Here is a 14361-nt window from a genome sequence, read left to right on the forward strand (position 1 = left end):
CCCGTTCGCTTGAGGAGGCTCCCCATGAACGCTCCAATCGCTCAAGGTTTCCGTTCTGTCGATCCCGCAGAGCCGCGCCACGACTGGACGCTGTCCGAGGTCGAGGGTCTGTTCGAGCTGCCGTTCATGGAGCTGGTGTTCCAGGCGGCGGCGGTGCACCGGACCTGGTTCGACCCGAGCGAGGTGCAGCTGTCGCAGCTGCTCAGCGTCAAGACCGGCGGCTGCGCCGAGAACTGCGGCTACTGCAGCCAGAGCCAGCACTTCGACACCGGCGTGAAGGCCGGCAAGCTGATGGACGCCACGACCGTCATCGCCGCGGCGATGGAGGCCAAGGCCGGCGGGGCCCAGCGCTTCTGCATGGGCGCGGCCTGGCGCGACCTGAAGGACCGCGACGTGCCGAAGGTGGCGGCGATGATCTCGGGCGTGAAGGCGCTGGGTCTGGAGACCTGCGCCACGCTCGGCATGCTGACCCGCGACCAGGCCCAGTCGCTCAAGGACGCCGGCCTCGACTACTACAACCACAACCTCGACACCGGCCCGGACTACTACGACCAGGTGGTCACCACCCGCACCTACCAGGACCGGCTCGACACCCTGGAGGCCGTGCGCTCGGTGGGCATGAACACCTGCTGCGGCGGCATCGTCGGCATGGGCGAGACCCGCACCGACCGCGCCGGCCTGCTGCACGCCCTGGCCACCCTGCCCGAGCATCCGAACTCGCTGCCGATCAACGACCTGATGCCGATCCCCGGCACCCCGCTTGGAAACTCCGAGGCGGTCGATCCGCTGGAGTTCGTGCGGATGATCGCCGTGGCCCGCATCGTCTGCCCCAAGACCGTGGTCCGGCTCTCGGCCGGCCGCGAGCACATGTCCAGAGAACTGCAGGCGCTCTGCTTCCTGGCCGGCGCCAACTCGATGTTCATCGGCGGCAAGCTGCTCACCACCGCCAACCCCGACAAGGACACCGACGCGGCTCTGATGGCCGATCTCGGCCTGCGGCCCATGACCATGGCGGCGAATTAGTCGGGGACGACTGTCGGCTGCTGACAGGTCCGTGCGTCCTTCGGGCTAGCTGGAGCGTTGGCGCCCGCCTATCTGGGGGGACGCCGTCCTGACAGGAGTCCGCGTGCAGCCGATCATTTCCGTAAGCGGTCTGACCAAGACCTATGCCGGGGGCTTTCAGGCTCTCAAGAGCGTCGACCTCGAGATCCGGCAGGGTGAGATCTTCGCCCTGCTGGGCCCGAACGGGGCCGGCAAGACGACGCTGATCAGCATCATCTGCGGCATCGTCAATCCGAGCGGCGGCAAGGTGACCGCCGACGGCCACGACATCGTTTCCGAGTACCGCGCAGCACGGACCAAGATCGGGCTGGTGCCGCAGGAGCTGTCGACCGACTCCTTCGAGAGCGTCTGGGACACGGTGAAGTTCAGCCGCGGGCTGTTCGGCAAGCGGCCCGACCCGGCCTATCTCGAGAAGATTCTTCGCGACCTCAGTCTCTGGGACAAGAAGGACTCCAAGATCATGGCGCTGTCCGGCGGCATGAAGCGCCGGGTTATGATCGCCAAGGCGCTGAGCCACGAACCGCGCATCCTGTTCCTCGACGAACCCACCGCCGGGGTCGATGTCGAGCTGCGCCGCGACATGTGGGAAATGGTGCGGGGGCTGCGCGAGAGCGGCGTGACCATCATCCTCACCACCCACTACATCGAGGAGGCCGAGGAGATGGCCGACCGGATCGGTGTGATCAGCAATGGCGAGATCATCCTGGTCGAGGACAAGGACGTGCTCATGCGAAAGCTGGGCAAGAAGCAGCTGACCCTGCATCTGCAGGAGCCGCTCGTCGCCCTGCCGGCCGACTTGGCCGACTACCAGTTGGAGCTGGCCAAGGACGGCCACGAGCTCGTCTACACCTTCGACGCCCAGAGCGAGGACACCGGCATCGCCGGTCTGCTGCGGCGGCTCAGCGCCGCCGGCGTCGACTTCAAGGACCTCCGCACCGAGGAAAGCTCGCTGGAGGAGATCTTCGTCAGCCTGGTGAGGGGCCGGCCATGAACCTGCACGCTATCAAGGCCATCTACTTTTTCGAGCTGGCGCGCACCTGGCGCACGCTGATGCAGTCGATCGCGTCGCCGGTGATCTCGACCTCGCTCTATTTCATCGTCTTCGGGTCGGCGATCGGCTCGCGGATGGTGGAGATCGAGGGGGTCAGCTACGGCGCCTTCATCGTGCCAGGCCTGATCATGCTGTCGATCCTGACCGAGAGCATCATGAACGCCTCGTTCGGAATCTACATGCCGAAGTTCTCCGGCACGATCTACGAGGTGCTCTCGGCGCCGATCTCGGCCCTCGAGATCGTGGTCGGCTATGTCGGGGCCGCGGCGACGAAGTCGGTGATCCTCGGCCTGATCATCCTGGCCACCGCGCGCCTGTTCGTCGACTTCAGCATCCTGCACCCGTTCTGGATGATCGGCTTCCTGGTGCTGACCTCGATCGCTTTCAGCCTGCTGGGCTTCGTCATCGGGGTCTGGGCCGACGGCTGGGAGAAGCTGCAGATCGTGCCGATGATGATCGTGACGCCGCTGGCCTTCCTGGGCGGCAGTTTCTACTCGATCAGCATGCTGCCCGAGCTCTGGCAGAAGATCACCCTGTTCAATCCGGTGGTCTATCTGATCTCCGGCTTCCGCTGGAGCTTCTACGGGATCTCGGATGTCGATGTCGGCGTCAGCCTGGGCGCGACCTTCGGCTTCGTGCTGATCTGTCTGGCGGCGATCTGGGCGATCTTCCGGACCGGCTACAAGCTCAAGACCTGAGACGACGTCCATCGGGTATTTACGCAACTATCGCGGGCGATCCGCCCGAGTGTAAACACAGGGGCGTTTCGCCAATCTATCGGACCGTGTCCGCACAGCGCGGGGCCTGTCTGGGGGGATCGAGTACAGCTTGCGTGGGTGATTTGCGCTGAGCCGACACGATCCGACCCCTGCGGGAGATCTCTCGTGACCAACCTCGTTCAGACTGTGATCGGCGCCCTGTCGCCGGACATGATCGGCAACCTGTCCAGCGTCCTCGGGGAGTCCTCTGGCTCGGTGAGCAAGGGCGTGTCGGCGGCGGCTCCGGCGCTGCTGGCCGCAGCCCTGCAGCAAAGCTCGACGAGCAGCGGCGCGAGCGGCCTGCTCAGCCTGATCAGCCAGGCGACCGGCGGCGGCAATCCCCTCGACCGGCTGCCGGCCCTGCTCGGCGACGGCGCCGCGCGGGCCGGACTGCTCAGCCAAGGCAAAACGCTCTCCGACAGCCTTCTTGGCGGCAACGCCGGAGCGGTGACCAGCGGTCTCGCCAGCTTCGCGGGGATCAAGGGCGGGTCGGCGACGCAACTGCTGTCCCTCGCCGCGCCCTTGGTGCTGGGGGCGATCGGCAAGGCGCTGGGTGGGCCGCCGACCGCCGCAGGCGTGCAAACGCTGCTGTCGGACCAGCGGGCGAGCATTCTCGGGGCGCTGCCTCCGGGGCTGGGCTCGCTGTTCGGGCTCGGCGGAGCGACGCAAGCCGCGCGTGCCGCGCCGGCCGCGGCGGGCGGCGGGTTCGGCAAGATCCTGCCCTGGCTCATCGCCGCGGCGGTCGTGCTGGCGCTGATCTTCGGCCTGCGCAACTGCGGCTCCAAGCGGGTCGAAGCTCCGCCGCCGCCGGTCAAGACCGAGGTGGTCCCCGCGCCGGCGCGTGTCGCGGCCGCGCCCGAGACCCTGACCCTGCCGGGCGGGGCCACCATCACCGTGTTGCCGACCTCGATCGGCTATGGCGTGACGAAGTTCCTCGAATCCAACGAGGCGGCGCCCAAGACGTTCGTGTTCGACAACCTGAACTACGACACCGCCTCGAACGCCCTGACGCCGGAGAGCAGGCCGACGATCGACACCCTCGTCCTGATCCTGAAGGCGTATCCGAACGTTCGCGCGCAGGTGGTCGGCTACACCGACAACCAGGGAGATCCGGCCGCCAACAAGACGCTGTCCGACGCCCGCGCCGCGACGGTGAAGAAGGAGCTGTCAGCCCAAGGCATCGCCGACGAGCGGATCGAGACGGTCGGCAGGGGCGAGGCCGACCCGATCGCCGACAACGCCACCGAAGACGGCCGCGCGAAGAACCGGCGGACGGAACTGGTCATCATCCGCAAGTGATCAAATCTTGTAAGGCGTAGACTTTGGGGCGGTTCGCGACGGCGCGGGCCGCCCTATTCGTCTTCGTCGAAGCGGGCGGCGACGAGTGCGGCGAGGGCCTCGACCGCAGGCGCGGCCTCCTTGCCCTCGGCCTGGATATCGATACAGCAGCCGGGGCCGGCGGCGAGCATCATCAGGCCCATGATCGAGCGGGCGTCGACGCTGGCGCCGTCCTTGGCCACCTTGACCTCGGCGTCGAAGGTGGCGGCCAGCTTGACGAACTTGGCCGAGGCGCGCGCATGCAGGCCCCGCTTGTTGATGATTTCGACCGTCCGCGAAGTGCTCACTTTTCGCCGGCCAGCACGTAGGAGGCGACGGAGATGTACTTGCGGCCGGCCTCCTGGGCGCAGGCCACGCAGTCCTCGAGCGATTGACGGGTGCGCACCGAGGCCAGCTTGATCAGCATGGGCAGGTTGAGGCCGGCGATGACCTCGGCCTTGGTCTGCTCCATGACCGAAATAGCCAGGTTCGACGGGGTGCCACCGAACATGTCGGTCAGCAGAATGACGCCCGATCCAGACTCGACGGCTTCGCACGCCGCCAGGATGTCCTTGCGGCGCTTCTCCATATCGTCTTCCGGCCCGATGCAGATGGATGCGACCGCAGCCTGCGGTCCCACCACATGCTCCATGGCGAAGATGAACTCCTCGGCCAGCCGCCCGTGCGTGACGATCACGAGCCCGATCATGCCAACTCTCTCAACGGGAATCCCCACCCGGCCGCGGCGATACGCCGGCCGCGAGGGCGTCTAGATACGCTTTATCCGCGGAAGCTCCAAGATGGTGCAGTGCGCGGCGAAGCTTTGCGGGCGCCGAAGACTCTAACGCCTGAAGTGAAAGCATCGGGATACTCAACCCGACGTAATCCTTGGAAGCCGGTTCGGGCATCCGCTCATGCTGCTCGCAGGCGACGGCTAAGGCAATGCGGCAAAAGGGAATGGCGGGCTCGGCCAGCACCCCGAGGCCGCGGACCTCGATCAGTCCGGCGAGGGTGTCGGGGGCGCGGCCATAAAGCGCGCCGTCGCAGGCCCAGAGCACGACCCGGTCGTCGGCGACCAGGCGCAGGCCATGATCGAGGGCGCGAAGCGCCAGGTCGCTCTTGCCGGCGCCGGACGGGCCCTCGATCAACGCGCCGCGCCAGGCTCCATCGACACGGGCGGCGACCAGGCCGGCATGGACGATCATCGCCGCGCCTCAGGCAGGGTGACGACGAAGCGCGCCCCCTCGACCACGCCGTCGGGGCCGGTCCGGTTCTCGGCGCGGATCGAGCCGCCCTGGGCGGCGGCGATCTGACGGGCGATCGACAGGCCGAGCCCGGAGTTGCCGCCGAAGGCCGCGCCCTTGGGCCGCGAGGTGTAGAACCGCTGGAAGATGGTCTCGAGGTTGTCGGGCGGAATGCCGGGTCCGTCGTCGTCGACGGTCAGCACCGCCTGGCCGCGGCCGCGTTCCAGCCGCACCCGCACCTCGCCGCCCTTGGCGCTGAACGAGCGGGCGTTGTCGATCAGGTTGCGCAGCAGCTGGCCCAGCGGCCCTTCGCGGCCCGAGACCATGATAGGCTCCAGGGTGTCCGGCGGCGTGAAGGCGACGGCTGCGTCGCCCGGCTTTGCGGTGTCCTGATAGAGCTGGGTGACCTCGGTGATCAGCCGGCCTAGGTCGAGGGCGCGCAGGTCCTCGCGCGAGAGCTCGGCGTCGAGGCGCGAGGCGTTGGAGATGTCGGTGACCAGCCGGTCGAGGCGCTGGATGTCGTTCTTTAGGATCGCCATCAGCCGGTCGCGGGCGGCCGGATCCTTTACCAGGTCGAGGGTCTCGACCGCCGAGCGCAGCGAGGTCAGCGGGTTCTTGATCTCGTGGGCGACGTCGGCGGCGAACCGCTCGATGGCGTCCATCCGTTCGGACAGGGCGTCGGTCATGTCCTCGAGCGAGCGGGTCAGGTCGCCGAGCTCGTCGTCGCGGCGGGCCAGCTGCGGCAGCGAGATCGACCGCGCCCGGGACAGGCGCACGCGGTCGGCCGCGCGCGAGAGCATCCGCACGGGTTGGGCGATCAGGTTGTTCAGCAGGATCGACGAGACCAGGGTCACGAAGATCGCGATGAGGATGAACGGCGCGAGGGCCTGGCGCTCAGCGCGGATGATCTCGTCGACGTCGCTGGCTTCCAGCGTCAGAACGCCGAGCACCGCCTGGACGTGCTGGATCGGGATCGAGACCGAGACGACGCGCTCGCCGTCCTCGGCGGTGCGCATGCCGGCCCAGTGGACGCCGCGCAGGGCCTGGCCGACCTCCATCATCAACGCGCGCTGGGCGGCGGGGGCGGGCGGCGGCGGCGGGCGGCCTATCTTCAGGTCGAGCGCCAGACCCCGCTGGTCCTCGCGCGGGCGGGCCGGGGGCAGCACCTTCCATTCGACCCGGTCGGCGACCCAGTAGCTGTCGGCGATCAGGTTGCCCTTGGCGTCGAACAGCCGCGCCCGCTGCGAGCGCGGGTTGGACAGCATCTGCAGGATCTCGCTGGCCGCCTGGGCGTCGAGCTCGGGCGTCGGCTCGCCCACCGTGGCGGCGCGGTTGATCACGTTGACGATCAGTTCGCCCTGGGTGGTCAGGCTGTCGATACGCGCCCCGACCAGACCGCGCCGCAGTTCGTTGAGCAGCAGCGAGCCGGCGATGATGATCGCCAGACCCAGGACGTTGAGCAGGATGATGAAGCGCCCCAGGCGCGAGCCTGGCAGCCAACTGAAGAACGAAGGCCCGGCGGGCGGCGGCCGCCGCGTTCGGGCCGTCGGCTTCGGGTCAGGCTTCGCGGTATCTGTATCCGACGCCATAAAGGGTTTCGATCGCGTCGAACTCCGGGTCGACTTCGCGGAACTTCTTTCGCATCCGCTTGATGTGGCTGTCGATGGTTCGGTCGTCGACATAGACCTGATCGTCGTAGGCGGCGTCCATCAGGTTGTCGCGGCTCTTCACGAAGCCGGGACGCTGGGCCAGCGACTGCAGCAGCAGGAACTCGGTGACGGTGAGCTTCACCGGCTTGCCGTCCCAAAGGCAGTCGTGACGAGCCGGATCCAGGGTCAGCTTGCCGCGCTTCAGGGCGCGCGACTGCGACTCGCCGTTGGCCGCGCCGTTGGCGGCGGGGGCGGGCTCTTCGCCTTCCACGCCCGCGCGGCGCAGCACCGCCTTCACCCGTTCGATCAGCAGGCGCTGGCTGAACGGCTTGTGCATGTAGTCGTCGGCGCCGAGGTTGAAGCCGAGGATCTCGTCGATCTCCTCGTCCTTCGACGTCAGGATGATCACCGGCAGGTCCGAGGTGCGGCGCAGCCGGCGAAGCACCTCCATGCCGTCCATGCGGGGCATCTTGACGTCTAGGATGGCCAGATCCGGGGGATCGTTCTCCAGGGCCGCCAGTCCCGAGGCGCCGTCGAAATAGGCCTTCACCTCGTGGCCGTGGCTTTCGAGGGCGAGGCTGACCGACGTGACGATATTTTCGTCGTCGTCCACCAGGGTGATCTTGGCCATAGGTCTCGTCGTATCCTTCAGCGAAGCTTGGCAAGCTAATGGCCCGCCAGCGTGTCCTCAATGGGGCGCCGCACGCAGGGCGAGGCGCCCTCTGCGGGAAGCCGGCGGAGCGGCCGCTGGTTCCATCGTTCAACGACCGACGGTCAGACGCCCCAATCCCTTATGATAAAACGGTATTAAGCTTGTCGGCGCATGCTGTCCGGGAAAGGGATCTCCCGTGACCGGCCACCAAGTCCATTACGAAGTCTTCATTCGACGCGCCCCCGGGGCGGCGTGGAAGCTCGACATGGCGACCGAGAACCGTACGGCCGCCGTCTCGGCCGCCGAGGAACTGATGGCCGAGGGGCGCGTCGCCGCCGTCCGGGTCACCAAGGAGACTCTCCATCCCGAAACCCGTGAGTTCCAGTCGATCAGCATTCTGAATCTGGGCGTCGCCGAGGCGCCGAAGAAGAAGAAGGTCGTCGAGAACCAGGATCCGCTCTGCGTGAGCCCGCAGGACCTCTACACCGCCCACGCCCGCGAGCGGATCGGCCGGCTGCTGGAAGGCTGGCTGGAGCGTAAGGGCGCGACGCCGTTCGAGCTGCTGCACCGCCCCGATCTCGTCGAGCAGCTGGAGGCTTCCGGCACCGACCTTCAGCACGCCATCCAGAAGGTCGCGATCCCCGAGGCGCAGAACCGCGGGCTGAGCGTCCATGAACTGATCCGCACCTTCTCCAGCCTGGTCGAGCGGGCCATCGACCGGCTGCTCAAGGACAGCCGCCGCGGCGGCATGCCCAATCTCGACAAGGAAGGCTTCGCGCGCGCCGCCGAGCGCGTCAGCCAGGATCCGGAGCGCGCCTACCTGCTGGGCGCGGGGGTCGCGGCCTCGATCGCGCCGGCCCGCTCCTGGTCGGAGAAGGTCTCGCGCCTGCTCGACCTGGCCGACGCCGCCCCTGTGACCGGCCCGCCGCGCGGCCTGGCGCTGCAGACCGTCGAGCAGCCGCTGGCCGAAATCCTCGGCTCGAAGTCGGGCCTCGACAACATCATCGGCCTGGACCTCGACCTGGGCGGGCAGCTGGCGGCGATGACCCGGCTGGCGGCCTGTGACACGGTCGACGCCCTGATCCGCGCCGAACCGTCCGTGGCCCGGATCATGCCGCCGCTATCGGAAGCTGCGACCCGGCTTTCCAAGTGGCTGGCCGCCGAAGACTTCGCCAGCGTTCGCGTCGCCATCGCCAAGCGGGTGGTGCGCGAGCTCCACGGCCCGCGGCGGCTGCGCCCGTCGGATGCGTCCGGCGAAATCGAGGTGATGCGCGGCCTGGCCATGACCCTGACCGCTGCGGCCGCCGCCGGCGCGCTGCTCAATGTCGACGACGTGCAGGCCGCCTTCGTCCAGCGCTCGCGGATGCTGGTCACCAGCGACTTCGTCGAAGCCTATCTGGGCGGCGGCGAGCGCAGCGCCCGCGAAGAGATCGAGGCTCTGGTCTGGCTGGTCGAGAACGTCATCGGCGGCGCCAACAAGCGCCAGGCCGGGCGCTACCTGTCGGCGGGCGTCTCGGCCCTGCGCTTCGAGAAGGAGTTCCGCTACGGCCCGGACACCGCGGCGGTGAAGCTGCAGAAGCTGGCGGCGCTGCAGAGGGCCGTGGCCCGTGGCGGCCTGGCCCAGGAGGACTATGCGCCCATCCAGGCCAAGATCGGCGACGTCGGCGGCTTGGTCGAGGCCGACGCCCGGCTGATCCCGACCCTGGCCAAGACCCCGGCCTCGGCGGCGCAGAAACTGTTGCTGTTGCTCAAGCTGGCCGCCGGCGAAACCGCGCCGGCCGGACCGGCGGCCGACCGCGCCCGCCAGGAGGCGATGCGCCTGGTCCGCCAGGACGAGACGCGGGCCGAACTGGCGGCCAACCCCGAGCGCATGGACCAGGTGCGAAGCCTGATCAGCCAGCTCGGCGTGGCCGCCTGAGGTCGTTTTAGGCGGCGGTCTTGCTCTTCAGCAGGCCGCGCTCGTGCAGCAGCTCGGCGATCTGCACCGCGTTCAGCGCCGCGCCCTTGCGCAGGTTGTCGGCCACGACCCACAGGTTTAGGCCGTTCTCGACCGTCGGGTCCTTGCGGATGCGGCTGACGAAGACCGGGAACTCGCCCTGGGCTTCCTTGGGCGTGATGTAGCCCTTGTCGTTGCGCTGATCGATGACGATCAGGCCCGGGCTCTCGCGCAGCAGGTCGCGGGCCTCGTCCTCGTCGAGCGGGTCGTGGAACTCAATGTTCACGCTCTCTGAGTGGCCGACCATGACCGGGACGCGGACGCAGGTGACCGTCAGGGCGATCGACGGGTCGATCATCTTGTGGGTCTCGTTCCACATCTTGGCTTCTTCGTCGGTGTAGCCGTCGTCGCCGAAGGCGCCGATGAACGGGATGACGTTGAAGGCGATCTGCTTGGGGAACTTCTTGGGTTCGGGCGCGCCGAGCACGAAGACGCCCTTGGTCTGGTCCCAGAGCTCGTCCATGCCTTCCTTGCCGGCGCCGGAAACCGACTGGTAGGTCGAGACGACCACCCGCTTGATGCGCGCGCGGTCATGCAGCGGCTTCAGCGCCACGACCAGTTGGGCGGTCGAGCAGTTCGGGTTGGCGATGATGTTCTTCTTGCCGGCGTAGGCGACGTCGTCCGGGTTCACTTCCGGCACGATCAGCGGCACGTCGGGGTCCATCCGCCAGGCCGAGGAGTTGTCGATGACGATCGGGCCGGCGGCGCCGATCTTCGGCGACCATTCCTTGGAGAACGAACCCGAGACGCTCATCAGCACGACGTCGACGGTCGAGAAGTCGAACTGCTCGACGTCCTCGCACTTGAGGATCTGTTCGCCGAATGAGACCTCGACGCCGATCGACCGGCGGCTGGCGATCGCGTGAATCTTGTCCACGGGGAAGTTCACTTCCTCCAGGATGTTCAGCATCTCGCGGCCCACATTGCCCGTGGCGCCGACCACGGCCACCCGATAGCCCATGGCGGTCTCCTTCAGAGGTTCAAAAGCGGAGCGTCCCCTTACGCCTTGCGGTTCCCGCGCGCAATGAACCGCGATCGCCGGGCTGGCCCGCGGCTTGCGACGCCGGACGCGTCACAGCAGGAGGCGTCATGTCCATCAGCAGCATTTTCTCGGTCCCGGCCGGCGGCGCGGCCGGCTCTCGCGAGCGCCGCGGCGAGGGCAACCTTCTGTTTACAAAGCGCTTCGAGGCGGCCGTGGACCCGTTGACCGCGCTGGAGGACGAGGCCGGCCTGGCCGCGATGATGGATCTGGCCGGGATCGGCGGCGGCAACAACGACTCGGCGGCTTTTGCCGCCCGGCCGCAGGGCGCCGAGAGCGCCTTCTTCGTCGACAGCCTGCGCGAGGTGCTGGCCGAGGGCGGGCTGGCCAGCTGGCTGGTCACCGATGAGCCCGAGCCGATGAGCCGGGCCGAGCTGCGCGCCGAGGTGATGGGCGGCGAGGTGCTGCCGGCCTACGGCCTGGAGACGCGGGCCTCGCCGCTGCCCGATCCGGCCGCGCCCGACTATCTGGACCAGGTCCGCCGCCGGCTGATCGGCATCGGCGAGGCCGGGCCCGCGCCGCCGGCGCGGGACGCCCTGGACCGGGTCCTGCGCGAGGAGCGGGCGCGGATGACCGAGCGCATGGTCGCGAAGCTGGCCAGCGCCGCGCGGGGCTGACCGTTACCTGGCAGGTCATCGACCTGCCGCGGCCGGCGGGCCACAGCTCGCCGAAAAGAGGAGGACGCCCCATGGCGCAGGACACCGGCATGCCCTTTTCCAACCTGATGGGGGTGGAGCTCGTCGAGCGCAGCAAGGACCGCGTGGTCGGCCGGCTGGTCGTGCGCGAGGATCTGTGCACCGCCGGCGGCATCTTGCATGGCGGGGCGTTCATGGCCTTCGCCGACGCGCTGGGGGCGATCGGCGGCTTCCTCAACCTGCCGGCCGGAGCGCGCACGACGACCCTGGAGTCGAAGACCAACTTTCTGGGCGCGGCCAAGGTCGGGACGACCGTCACCGGCGAGGCCGTACCGCTGCACATCGGGCGGCGCTCCAGCGTCTGGCAGACCCGCATCACCAACGCCGACGGCAAGCTGCTGGCGCTGGTGCTGCAGACCCAGATGACGGTCGAGGCCTAGCCCGCCGCGATGTCCTGGGCGCGGGTGACGTTGAGCATCGGCTCGCCGCGCAGGTAGCGGCGCAGGTTCTCGAGGAACAGGGCGTCGCCGCGCGCGCCGGTCAGCTCGCCGCGGTTCGACGCGTGCGGCGTGACCCGCACCTTCGGATGGTCCCAGAACCAGGCGTCGACCGGTAGAGGCTCAGTCTTGAAGACGTCGAGCACCGCATGGGCCGGCTGGTCGCGGTCGAGTCCGGCGCGCAGGGCGTCCTCGTCGACCAGCCCGCCGCGGCCTATGTTGATCAGGATCGCGCCGGGCTTCATCGCCGCGAAGAACGCGGCGTCGGCGAGGTCGCGGGTCTCCTCGTTCAGGGCGCAGGCCAGCACCACGACGTCGGCCTGCGGCAGGATGCGCGGCAGGTCGGCGAGCGTGCTGACCGCGTCTGCCAGGCCCTCCGGATCGGGCGAGCGGCGCACCGCCTCGACCTGGGCCCCGAACGCCTTGGCGCGCTGAGCGATCTCGCGGCCGATATTGCCGAAGCCGACGATCAGCCAGCGGGTCTGGCCGACCTCGCGGAAGTTGACCGGCGTCCATTCGCGCGCCGCCTGGTGGGCCGCCTGCTGGGCGATGGGGTGCAGCAGGCTGAGCGCGTGGATGGTCACGTACTCGGCGATGGCCGGGGCCTGGGCGCTGGAGTTGGTGACGGTCAGCCCTTCGCGGGCCAGCGGCTTGAACATCGGGTTGTCGAGGCCGGCGAAGGCGGTCTGCACCCATCGCGCGTCCGGCGAGGCGGCCAGCCGCGGAAAGTAGTCGCCGCCGCGCTTGCCGAACGCGTCGAGACTGAGCCACCAGATGTCCGGCTTCAGGCCGCTGGGGTCAAATGGCGCGCCGCGGAGGGTCAGCCCGCCGTCCGGCTCCAGCACCACGACGTCGAGATCAGGGGCCAGGGCGGCCAGGCGGTCGGCGATGCGCTCGTAGGGCGCGCGAAGGAGCAGGGCTTGCATGCCCGAACTCTAGCTGGGCCTCCGGATCCGGCAATCCTCCGCATTTGACAATGTATTGTCGAAATAGCAGCATAGTGTCATGGAAGCTTCCGCCGACGCCGTGCTGCGCTTGGTCGAGGCCGTGGAAGATGCGGCCGACCGTTTCGCGCAGGTCGAGCACCGCATGTTCTCGGACACCGGCATGACGGGCGCGCGGATGCGGGTGGCGAGCGTGCTGGCGGCGCCGGAGACGGCCCGCACGGTGCCGCAGATCGCCCGAACGCTCGGCCTTACCCGCCAGGCGGTGCAGCGGGTGGCCGACGACCTTGCCGAGCGGAGGCTGGCCGCGTGGCGCGATAACCCTGAGCACCGTCGCGCGCACCTCCTCCAACTCACCTCGGAAGGGCGCGCCGCCTATGGCGAGGCGCTGCAGCGCAAGGCGTTATGGGCCGAGGGGCTGTCCGAAGGCCTGACCCCAGCCTGGCTGGCGGTGGCGACGGAGTTGCTAGGCCTGATGAGCCGCCGCGCAGGGCCCAAAACACGATAGTTGACTGAGTCAACTATATGGATTTCCCTGTCCGCAGAGGATTTTCAATGCTGCCAAGGGATCCGGTCGCCGCTGTCCGGCGCTTCAACCGCTTCTACACCCGGCGCATCGGGGCGCTGGATGAAGCGCACCTCGGATCGCCCTACACGCTCGCCGAAATGCGGGTGCTGTACGAGGTCGCCCAGGCGCCGGACGGGATCACGCCGAAGCTGCTGGCCACCCGCACGGGCATGGACAACGGCTATCTCAGCCGGGTGCTCAAGCGCTTCGAACGCGAGGGGCTGCTGACCCGCCAGACGTCGGAGCGCGACCGCCGCAGCGTCTCGGTATGGCTGACATCCGAAGGGATCCACGCCTACAACCGCTGGCTGGGCTCGGCTCAGGGCGCGGTCGAGGGGATGCTGGGCGCTCTGACCACGGTTCAGAAGACCAAGCTCACAAAGGCCATGGCCGAGATCGAACAGCTGCTCGAGGCGCCGGCGGCAGGCAAGATCGTGCTGCGCGGCCATCGGCCCGGCGACATTGGCTGGGTCATCCATCGCCACGGCGCGCTCTATGCGCGCGAGTACGGTTGGGACGAACGCTTTGAGGCGCTGGTCGCCCAGATCGCCGCCGATTTCGTGAACAACTTCGACCCTGGGCGCGAGCGCTGCTGGATCGTCGAGCGGGAGGGCGAGATCCTCGGCTCGATCTTTCTGGTCAAGGGCGAGCGGCCGGGGCAGGCCAAGCTGCGGCTGCTGCTGGTCGAACCAGCGGCGCGGGGGCTGGGCCTTGGCAAGCGGCTGGTCGCCGAGTGCGTCGCCTTCGCCCGCGAGGCCGGATACGACGAGATCACCCTCTGGACCCAGAGCATCCTCGGCGCCGCCCGCGCCGTCTATGCCGGCGCCGGGTTCGAGCTGGTCGAAAGCCGGCCCGACGGAGCCTTCGCCAAGGGGCTGATCAGCGAGACCTGGGTGCTGAAGCTGGAGGGCGCTGCGGCGGGGTGACAACGCTCACGGCCGCCCTAGAG

General features: G+C 68.6%; 16 protein-coding genes. 9 read left to right on the plus strand and 7 right to left on the minus strand.

Going from position 1 to position 14361, the window contains the following annotated elements; genetic code table 11:
* The first annotated feature begins 24 nt into the window (after positions 1 to 24).
* From bioB to GGQ61_RS06115, 4 genes are all read left to right on the plus strand, one after another.
* Positions 25 to 1023: a biotin synthase BioB gene (gene bioB, locus GGQ61_RS06100; protein ID WP_183770729.1), complete on the plus strand. Its 999-nt coding sequence runs from the start codon at positions 25 to 27 to the stop codon at positions 1021 to 1023.
* A 103-nt stretch (positions 1024 to 1126) separates the two neighbouring features.
* Entirely contained in the window at positions 1127 to 2053 is a 927-nt protein-coding gene (locus tag GGQ61_RS06105) for an ABC transporter ATP-binding protein (protein WP_343056060.1), read from the plus strand.
* Positions 2050 to 2811: an ABC transporter permease gene (locus GGQ61_RS06110; protein ID WP_183770731.1), complete on the plus strand. Its 762-nt coding sequence runs from the start codon at positions 2050 to 2052 to the stop codon at positions 2809 to 2811. The genes GGQ61_RS06105 and GGQ61_RS06110 overlap by 4 nt, the downstream gene beginning before the upstream one ends.
* A 186-nt stretch (positions 2812 to 2997) precedes the next feature.
* The gene (locus GGQ61_RS06115) at positions 2998 to 4170 is read left to right on the plus strand and encodes a DUF937 domain-containing protein (protein ID WP_183770733.1); all 1173 of its coding nucleotides are present in this window, start codon (positions 2998 to 3000) and stop codon (positions 4168 to 4170) included.
* A gap of 53 nt (positions 4171 to 4223) precedes the next feature.
* Here GGQ61_RS06115 and GGQ61_RS06120 read toward each other — a convergent pair whose 3' ends face one another.
* From GGQ61_RS06120 to GGQ61_RS06140, 5 genes are read right to left on the minus strand one after another with little or no spacing between them, the layout of a single operon-like run.
* Complete coding sequence (locus tag GGQ61_RS06120; protein ID WP_183770735.1) at positions 4224 to 4496, minus strand: HPr family phosphocarrier protein; 273 nt, start codon at positions 4494 to 4496, stop codon at positions 4224 to 4226.
* Positions 4493 to 4897 (minus strand): PTS sugar transporter subunit IIA, encoded by a 405-nt coding sequence (locus GGQ61_RS06125; protein ID WP_183770737.1) that lies wholly within the window; start codon positions 4895 to 4897, stop codon positions 4493 to 4495. Before GGQ61_RS06125 ends, GGQ61_RS06120 begins: the two co-directional genes overlap by 4 nt.
* Positions 4898 to 4907: 10 nt before the next feature.
* A complete protein-coding gene (locus GGQ61_RS06130; protein ID WP_183770739.1) occupies positions 4908 to 5393 on the minus strand; it encodes an HPr kinase/phosphorylase in 486 nt (161 codons plus the stop codon).
* The gene (locus GGQ61_RS06135) at positions 5390 to 7021 is read right to left on the minus strand and encodes a stimulus-sensing domain-containing protein (protein ID WP_183770741.1); all 1632 of its coding nucleotides are present in this window, start codon (positions 7019 to 7021) and stop codon (positions 5390 to 5392) included. Before GGQ61_RS06135 ends, GGQ61_RS06130 begins: the two co-directional genes overlap by 4 nt.
* Positions 6990 to 7712 (minus strand): two-component response regulator ChvI, encoded by a 723-nt coding sequence (locus GGQ61_RS06140; protein ID WP_183770743.1) that lies wholly within the window; start codon positions 7710 to 7712, stop codon positions 6990 to 6992. Before GGQ61_RS06140 ends, GGQ61_RS06135 begins: the two co-directional genes overlap by 32 nt.
* 217 nt (positions 7713 to 7929) lie before the next feature.
* On the opposite strand from GGQ61_RS06140, the gene GGQ61_RS06145 reads away from it, so the two are divergent.
* Complete coding sequence (locus tag GGQ61_RS06145) at positions 7930 to 9651, plus strand: hypothetical protein (RefSeq protein WP_183770745.1); 1722 nt, start codon at positions 7930 to 7932, stop codon at positions 9649 to 9651.
* 7 nt (positions 9652 to 9658) lie between these two features.
* Here the strand turns inward: GGQ61_RS06145 and GGQ61_RS06150 are convergent, their stop codons facing one another.
* Positions 9659 to 10690, minus strand: coding sequence for an aspartate-semialdehyde dehydrogenase (locus GGQ61_RS06150; protein ID WP_183770747.1), 1032 nt, complete (start codon positions 10688 to 10690; stop codon positions 9659 to 9661).
* Between the two features lie 128 nt (positions 10691 to 10818).
* Here GGQ61_RS06150 and GGQ61_RS06155 point away from each other — a divergent pair, with 128 nt between their 5' ends.
* The gene (locus GGQ61_RS06155; RefSeq protein WP_183770750.1) at positions 10819 to 11385 is read left to right on the plus strand and encodes a hypothetical protein; all 567 of its coding nucleotides are present in this window, start codon (positions 10819 to 10821) and stop codon (positions 11383 to 11385) included.
* Between the two features lie 71 nt (positions 11386 to 11456).
* Complete coding sequence (locus tag GGQ61_RS06160; RefSeq protein ID WP_221220906.1) at positions 11457 to 11843, plus strand: PaaI family thioesterase; 387 nt, start codon at positions 11457 to 11459, stop codon at positions 11841 to 11843.
* Here the strand turns inward: GGQ61_RS06160 and GGQ61_RS06165 are convergent.
* Positions 11840 to 12826 carry a D-2-hydroxyacid dehydrogenase gene (locus tag GGQ61_RS06165; protein ID WP_183770752.1) on the minus strand — a complete coding sequence of 329 codons (987 nt, stop codon included), beginning with the start codon at positions 12824 to 12826 and terminating at the stop codon, positions 11840 to 11842. The two genes, GGQ61_RS06160 and GGQ61_RS06165, sit on opposite strands and share 4 nt — an antisense overlap.
* A gap of 79 nt (positions 12827 to 12905) precedes the next feature.
* Between GGQ61_RS06165 and GGQ61_RS06170 the strand changes: the two genes are divergently transcribed.
* On the plus strand, positions 12906 to 13352 hold the full coding sequence (locus GGQ61_RS06170; protein WP_183770754.1) for a MarR family winged helix-turn-helix transcriptional regulator: 447 nt from the start codon (positions 12906 to 12908) through the stop codon (positions 13350 to 13352).
* 47 nt (positions 13353 to 13399) lie between these two features.
* Positions 13400 to 14338: a bifunctional helix-turn-helix transcriptional regulator/GNAT family N-acetyltransferase gene (locus GGQ61_RS06175; protein ID WP_183770756.1), complete on the plus strand. Its 939-nt coding sequence runs from the start codon at positions 13400 to 13402 to the stop codon at positions 14336 to 14338.
* Positions 14339 to 14361 lie beyond the last annotated feature (23 nt).

Origin of the sequence: Phenylobacterium haematophilum, assembly GCF_014196295.1 — a bacterium.
GTDB classification, from domain to species: Bacteria; Pseudomonadota; Alphaproteobacteria; order Caulobacterales; family Caulobacteraceae; genus Phenylobacterium; species Phenylobacterium haematophilum.

Bases quoted from the DNA above. Each gene is read 5' to 3' on its own strand.
- GGQ61_RS06165 (WP_183770752.1), bottom strand. From the start codon at position 12,826: ATGCAAGCCCTGCTCCTTCGCGCGCCCTACGAGCGCATCGCCGACCGC.
- GGQ61_RS06170 (WP_183770754.1), top strand. From the start codon at position 12,906: ATGGAAGCTTCCGCCGACGCCGTGCTGCGCTTGGTCGAGGCCGTGGAA.
- bioB (WP_183770729.1), top strand. From the start codon at position 25: ATGAACGCTCCAATCGCTCAAGGTTTCCGTTCTGTCGATCCCGCAGAG.
- GGQ61_RS06125 (WP_183770737.1), bottom strand. From the start codon at position 4,897: ATGATCGGGCTCGTGATCGTCACGCACGGGCGGCTGGCCGAGGAGTTC.
- GGQ61_RS06150 (WP_183770747.1), bottom strand. From the start codon at position 10,690: ATGGGCTATCGGGTGGCCGTGGTCGGCGCCACGGGCAATGTGGGCCGC.
- GGQ61_RS06135 (WP_183770741.1), bottom strand. From the start codon at position 7,021: ATGGCGTCGGATACAGATACCGCGAAGCCTGACCCGAAGCCGACGGCC.
- GGQ61_RS06155 (WP_183770750.1), top strand. From the start codon at position 10,819: ATGTCCATCAGCAGCATTTTCTCGGTCCCGGCCGGCGGCGCGGCCGGC.
- GGQ61_RS06175 (WP_183770756.1), top strand. From the start codon at position 13,400: ATGCTGCCAAGGGATCCGGTCGCCGCTGTCCGGCGCTTCAACCGCTTC.
- GGQ61_RS06140 (WP_183770743.1), bottom strand. From the start codon at position 7,712: ATGGCCAAGATCACCCTGGTGGACGACGACGAAAATATCGTCACGTCG.
- GGQ61_RS06160 (WP_221220906.1), top strand. From the start codon at position 11,457: ATGGCGCAGGACACCGGCATGCCCTTTTCCAACCTGATGGGGGTGGAG.
- GGQ61_RS06130 (WP_183770739.1), bottom strand. From the start codon at position 5,393: ATGATCGTCCATGCCGGCCTGGTCGCCGCCCGTGTCGATGGAGCCTGG.
- GGQ61_RS06110 (WP_183770731.1), top strand. From the start codon at position 2,050: ATGAACCTGCACGCTATCAAGGCCATCTACTTTTTCGAGCTGGCGCGC.